Genomic DNA, 5,912 nt, shown 5'->3' with positions numbered 1-5,912 from the left:
ACTGTGATCTCCAAAAATAGACAGTGCCTGTACTGCTAAAGCACGCGCAGTCACATGGAAAACACCCGGTAACAATTCACCGGCAATTTTATACATATTCGGGATCATTAATAATAATCCCTGCGAAGCAGTAAAGGTTGTCGTTAAAGCACCTGCCGCCAATGAACCATGAACAGCGCCTGCTGCGCCGCCTTCAGATTGCATTTCAGAAACTTTTACAATTTGACCGAATATATTTTTTCGACCCTGGGAAGCCCACACATCGGCATACTCCGCCATGGTGGATGAAGGTGTGATTGGATAAATAGCAGCAACCTCAGTAAAAGCGTAGGCCACATGTGCAGCTGCATTGTTTCCATCCATTGTCATCATTTTTTTAGGCATAAAATTTCCTCCTTGAGAAATAAATCAGATTAATTATTATTGTTGCGTTAATTTCAGAATTCATCATTGAATTATACCACACTAATTTTTAGGTGTAAACATTATCAAAGGTATTTCTGGTCGTTACAAAGGGTTCACAGCCGCGATTTCATCAGATTCCATGTAAAAATATTCCTCAAAAACCTTCAAAAAAATCTCGTCAACAGGTCGGTGGTCTGCCCACTAGCCTATTGGAATTATGTTGTTTTCGTAAAAAATTGTCAAGCAATTAAATAACGTTTTCATTTTTTGCTTTTACCTAATTTGGTTTCGATTGCCGCAATCACTTCTTTAAGAACTTTAATCCGTGCATATTCCTTGTTTTGAGCTTCAACGATGATCCATGGCGCATTGGATGTTGATGTTTTTAAAAGCATTGTATTAACCGCTATTTTGTAAGTTCCCCATTTTTCGCGATTCCGCCAATCTTCTTCGGTAATTTTCCATTGCTTTTCAGGATTGTTCTGACGCTCAGTAAAACGTTTCAGCTGTTCCTTCTCATCAATATGCAACCAAAATTTAATTACAATTGCACCCCAATCACTGAGTTGTTTTTCAAACTCATTGATTTCCTGAAAACTCTGTGAGTACTCCTCCAGCATGCAAAGCCCTTCAATGGGTTCCACCATCACCCGACCATACCATGAGCGATCCCAAATGGAAATATGCCCATTCTTTGGCACATCCCTCCAGAAACGCCAAAGATAATGATGTTTCTTTTCAATATCATTGGGTGATCCGGTGGGATAAACCGTATAACCCCTTGGGTCAAGATTGCTGGATAGCCGTTTGATGGCTCCGCCTTTTCCGGCAGCGTCCCAGCCTTCAAAAGCAATCACTAAAGGAATCCGGCGTAAATATATCTCATTTTCCAGTAAATACAGCTTCTTCTGACAGTCATTTAATGCTTTTGCGTATTCTGGTCCTGTCATCGTTTGATCTAATGACACATGATCCAGAACTTCAGTATCATACTGTGCATCATTATCGTGAATCAAAGGTTTCAATGCTATTTTCGGTGCATTTTCAAAATCTTTTATCTCTTTTTCAAGTCGGGTCGCCAACGTATTTAATACTTTAATGGTCGCATAATCCTTTTGGTGTCCTTCAATAATGGTCCAGTTTGCACCGTTTTTATCTGACAGTTCCAACTCCTGGTTTACCTTTTCTAAAAGTTTTTTATAATGTTTATTTTCATCTTTATCTCTGGGTGTCACACGCCAGGCGGTGGCATCCTTTTTTTGGAGTTTTTCAAACCGTTTTTTTTGTTCTTCCTGACTAATGTGGACGAAAAATTTAAAAATAATCATGCCATCATTTCTCATGGTTCGCTCAAATTCATTGACATGATTCATAAGTCCCTGCAAATCAACACCATCCAGAGATTGTCGGTATTCTAAATCACTGTAATAACTGCGGTTGAAAATGGTTATTTGCCCTTTTTCCGGAGATTTCGACCAATAGCGCCATAAAAAAGGGCGATTAAATTCTTCGTAAGTCTCATTTTTCAAATTATGAACCCGAACATTTCTGGGATCCAAAGGCATGAGCAACTCATTAATCAAGGTTCCCTTTCCAGCTGCATCCCAGCCCTCAAAAATTATAAGCACAGGAATTTTCAGTTCGAAAACTTTTCGTTGAAGCACACCAAGTTTATTACTAAGCGCTTCTTTTGCTGAACGGTAGGCAGCCTTATCAATCGTCACATTTAAATCAATTTTTTCCAGCATTCTTTTCCTCCTGTTCCTTTTAACATAATGGCTGAAGTCTCTAAATTATAAAGAAAGTGCCCGTTTGCTGATGATCAATTGATGATGGCTGGGCTGAATACCTACAGGGTATTCAACCTCAAGAATAACAATGACATCAAAAAACGGGCACTCAATCAGAATGGTGCAACGACACCTTCTATATTATTGATAGCTTGCGTAAACTTTGTCTAAATTAGCATTGGACAGAGTTTCCATCACATAGTTCGCATATTCGGCACCGGTAGCACCGGTATCACGACCAGTAAGCACTAATCTTTTTTCGTACAGGCCACAGATATCCAGAGATTTTTGCAGTTGGTCGGCTTTTTTCTGATACCCGATATGTTCTAAAAGCATTCCTACCGCACGTATGATACTGCATGGATCCGCATATTGTCCGCGACCTTCATCCACCATTCGTGGTGCCGAACCATGAACAGCTTCAAACATGGCATAGCGCTTGCCAATATTGGCTGAACCGGCTGTACCGACGCCACCCTGAAATTCAGCAGCTTCATCGGTTAATATATCCCCATAAAGGTTAGGTAATACCATGACTTTAAATTGACTGCGGCGTTTTTCATCAATGAGCTTTGCAGTCATAATGTCAATATACCAGTCGTCCATTTCCACGGTCGGGTAATTTTTTGAAATGGCTTTGGCCGCATCTAAAAACTTACCATCAGTGGTTTTAATGATGTTTGCTTTTGTAACAACGGTTACCTTGTTTTTTCCGGATTTTTGCGCATAATCAAAGGCCGCTTTTATAATGCGATCCGTACCCTCCTGGGTAACAACGGTAAAGTCAATGGCCAGATCGTCATTGACATTAATTCCCTTGCTTCCTAAAGCATAAGCACCTTCGGTGTTCTCTCGATAAAACACCCAGTCAATATTTTTTTCAGGAACGCTGACCGGACGAACATTTGCAAAGAGATCCAGTTCCCGCCGCATGGCCACGTTGGCACTTTCAATGTTTGGCCAGGGATCGCCTTCACGCGGTGTGGTAGTAGGTCCTTTTAAAATAACATCACAGGTTTTTAATTCTTCCAAAACATCATCAGGAATGGCTTTTCCGCAGGCAGCACGTTTTTCAATGGTTAAACCGTCAATGACTTTAATAACCACGTGACCGGCTTCCACATCCGCTGCCAATAAAAACTCTAAAATCCGTTGGGCTTCAGCAGTAATAAAGGGACCAATACCATCCCCACCGGCAATACCAATGATAATTTCTTTCTTTGTTTTAAAATCAGTAAAGTCGCTTTGGACCTTCATTCTTTCGATTCGTTCCAATTGTTCCCTGATCAGTACGCCAAAGTGTTCTTTTGCTCTTTCAATTTGTTGCTCTACCAAATGATATCCTCCATTATTTTAATACTATTTTATTCAAGTTATGCTTTTAATAAAAATCCTTTAAGCGACTGTATCGGGTGACTTCTTTCAAATATCATTTCCCGGGTTGCCACTAATTTATCCACAGTTGTTACAATCCAGCTTTCTACATGCATAGGGGGCACTAGAGTAAGTGGAAACATATGCTTGACAATCATATCTTCTTGAATTTCATTAACATCGAAATATTTCCGGGCATTTTCCAGCGCTGTTTTAGGATGAGAAAAACCATGCATATCTTTAATACGCTGGATCCCTTTAGCCTCCTGTTTCTTCTCTTGCCAGGATTCCGTAAAGAAATCATGGAGAAGGGCTCCTCGTGCCACTGAAACATAATCCAACCCAAAGGCTCTTGCCACACGATAGGAATGATAACCTACTGCAACCGAATGCTCATATAGACCGTTGCCATGATGTTCAATCTCTTTTAACTTTTGAAATTCAGTATGTGTTAATATATCTCCTACAATTGTTTCAAATTCTTTGTTGTATTTTCTTTTTTCCATTAAGACCTTTCTTTGTATATCTGTAATTTGCTCGAATCAGCTTTTATCCTTTATCATTATAACATAGTATCTTTATTTTAGTTGTTGCTTTTATGATTGTATAAAAAAAAAACAAAGTAAATGATGATTCTTTAAGAAAAGGATGATAAACTATTAAGAAAAATCGGAAAGGATGGTCATAATGAATATTAAAAAATTTCTCGTTGGATCGTTGGCTGTTTATGCTGCCGGCATAGCACTCTATAGTGCAGTCGTCTTGAAAAATGCAAAGGAATTTGAATGCACCCTGGACAAAAGCCCTGAATCCATGGATAATGCTGTTACTTTCGGGGGAAAACTGAAATTATACAACGGACAGGTCATGCGGGATCTCCGGGCAGGTGCTTTTTGTGGCGGTATGCAGCTTGATTTTACCGATGTTATCACCGATAAAAAAGAATACCATATGGAAGTAAAAGTGATGAGTGGCGGCATCAACATCATTGTTCCGGAAAATTTTAACGTTAGTCTTGTGGATCATACCATTTTTGGCGGTGTTGCCAATAACACTGATTGTAAAGACCCGGAAAATGCCGTTTCTCTTTCAGTCTTTGCGGATATCACCTGTGGCGGACTTAATTTTGAGAATCCCAACAAACCAACATTGGAAGAACCCTTCCTCAGAGGCCATGGAGACCTTGGCTGATAAAAAATGCAGTCTGAAAAGTAAGTCCTGGGTTAATGGTAATATCAGTTGTCTGCCTCATGGCGAACAGGCAATAGCCTGTACGAGCATGCAGCAGACAACGATTTACCATTGGCCCAGAACGGGTTTGTCAACAAACTCAAAAGAGCATAACTGCTCTTTTTTTATTGTTCTCATTTAAAGTTCAGTCTATTTTGGAATGCATGCGTTTTTTTTCAGTGAGTTTATGTGTTTTTTATGTGCATCCACTAACTGATTAACCACAGCGATTTTTTCTAAAATGATTTTAACAATGCTATCCAATTCGCTGCCTTCTGTATAATCGGCCTGGACAATGAAATCCACCCGGCCATCAGTGAGCAGTTCAGCCACCTGTTTCTTTTTTCTGCTCTGATAAACGGCAATGGACTGTCCGCCATTGGATTTAACCAATTGCATACAGGGAACATCTGTTAAACCATCACCGATATAAATCATATTTCTAAAAGGAATTCGACGATCGTCTTTACGCCTGAATTTATTTAAACCCTCATCATCGGATACTTCCAGGACCCCTTTATTAATTCGAAAGAGAAATTGGGTTTTTGTGGTATAATTAACCACCATTTTCGGCCAGTCGGCAATCCCATTTTGGTCATAATGATATTCACAGGCGTAAATTTTTTTGAATTCATCCTTAATCTTCGATCCTTCAATGATTTCTTTTAAACCTGAGGAAATAACATAATGTTCAATGGTCACCCCTAATTTATGGCCAAGATCATTGATCCGATCAAACCAATCGGTGACCCCTTCAAAATACTCGATACCAGCCCCAAGCTCAACAAATTTATTCCGATGGATGGGTATCTTTTTTTCATTGGATTTTCGAATCATCATATACATATAGGCCAGGATTCGGTCCATGCCTTCCTGGTTTGCCAGGATATTTGATTCTGTCCAGAATTCACGGGGGCTTATACCCAAACTGGGAATAAACTCATATTCCTGCATATCCTTTGTACAAAGGGTTTTATCAAAGTCATACATAATGGCAATAATCGGATTCTTCTTTAGCATTTTTCACCTCCAAGTCCTTTTTTCAGTCCTTCAACATCTAAAAAGTCTCCAGTATATTGTTTTTTTAATAACTCTTTTGGGATGAACGCATTG

Annotated in this window: 5 protein-coding genes and 1 pseudogene; 1 reads left to right on the top strand and 5 read right to left on the bottom strand. The window is 39.4% G+C overall.

Annotated elements, in window-relative coordinates; all coding sequences use genetic code 11:
• From VIK44_RS10280 to VIK44_RS10265, 4 genes and pseudogenes are all read right to left on the bottom strand, one after another.
• Positions 1-384 (bottom strand): annotated as a pseudogene (locus VIK44_RS10280) (pyruvate:ferredoxin (flavodoxin) oxidoreductase); the annotation flags it as partial.
• Between the two features lie 281 nt (positions 385-665).
• Positions 666-2,153 (bottom strand): polyphosphate:AMP phosphotransferase, encoded by a 1,488-nt coding sequence (gene pap / locus VIK44_RS10275; protein WP_331553813.1) that lies wholly within the window; start codon positions 2,151-2,153, stop codon positions 666-668.
• Positions 2,154-2,336: 183 nt separating this feature from the next.
• The gene (locus VIK44_RS10270; RefSeq protein WP_331553812.1) at positions 2,337-3,530 is read right to left on the bottom strand and encodes an isocitrate/isopropylmalate family dehydrogenase; all 1,194 of its coding nucleotides are present in this window, start codon (positions 3,528-3,530) and stop codon (positions 2,337-2,339) included.
• A 38-nt stretch (positions 3,531-3,568) separates the two neighbouring features.
• On the bottom strand, positions 3,569-4,075 hold the full coding sequence (locus VIK44_RS10265; RefSeq protein ID WP_331553811.1) for an HDIG domain-containing metalloprotein: 507 nt from the start codon (positions 4,073-4,075) through the stop codon (positions 3,569-3,571).
• Positions 4,076-4,256: 181 nt separating this feature from the next.
• Here VIK44_RS10265 and VIK44_RS10260 point away from each other — a divergent pair, with 181 nt between their 5' ends.
• Positions 4,257-4,760 (top strand): LiaF domain-containing protein, encoded by a 504-nt coding sequence (locus VIK44_RS10260; RefSeq protein WP_331553810.1) that lies wholly within the window; start codon positions 4,257-4,259, stop codon positions 4,758-4,760.
• 189 nt (positions 4,761-4,949) lie between these two features.
• Here VIK44_RS10260 and VIK44_RS10255 read toward each other — a convergent pair whose 3' ends face one another.
• On the bottom strand, positions 4,950-5,819 hold the full coding sequence (locus tag VIK44_RS10255; protein WP_331553809.1) for an HAD family hydrolase: 870 nt from the start codon (positions 5,817-5,819) through the stop codon (positions 4,950-4,952).
• Between the last annotated feature and the right edge of the window lie 93 nt (positions 5,820-5,912).

The organism is Acetobacterium sp. (assembly GCF_036508315.1).
Lineage (GTDB): Bacteria > Bacillota > Clostridia > Eubacteriales > Eubacteriaceae > Acetobacterium.
Note: the sequence above shows the minus strand (reverse complement) of the source record. Positions and strands in the feature narration are given on the sequence as shown.

What these genes read in the sequence shown, in the direction of transcription:
- pap (WP_331553813.1), bottom strand. Translation starts at nt 2,153, where the DNA reads ATGCTGGAAAAAATTGATTTAAATGTGACGATTGATAAGGCTGCCTAC.
- VIK44_RS10260 (WP_331553810.1), top strand. Translation starts at nt 4,257, where the DNA reads ATGAATATTAAAAAATTTCTCGTTGGATCGTTGGCTGTTTATGCTGCC.
- VIK44_RS10265 (WP_331553811.1), bottom strand. Translation starts at nt 4,075, where the DNA reads ATGGAAAAAAGAAAATACAACAAAGAATTTGAAACAATTGTAGGAGAT.
- VIK44_RS10255 (WP_331553809.1), bottom strand. Translation starts at nt 5,819, where the DNA reads ATGCTAAAGAAGAATCCGATTATTGCCATTATGTATGACTTTGATAAA.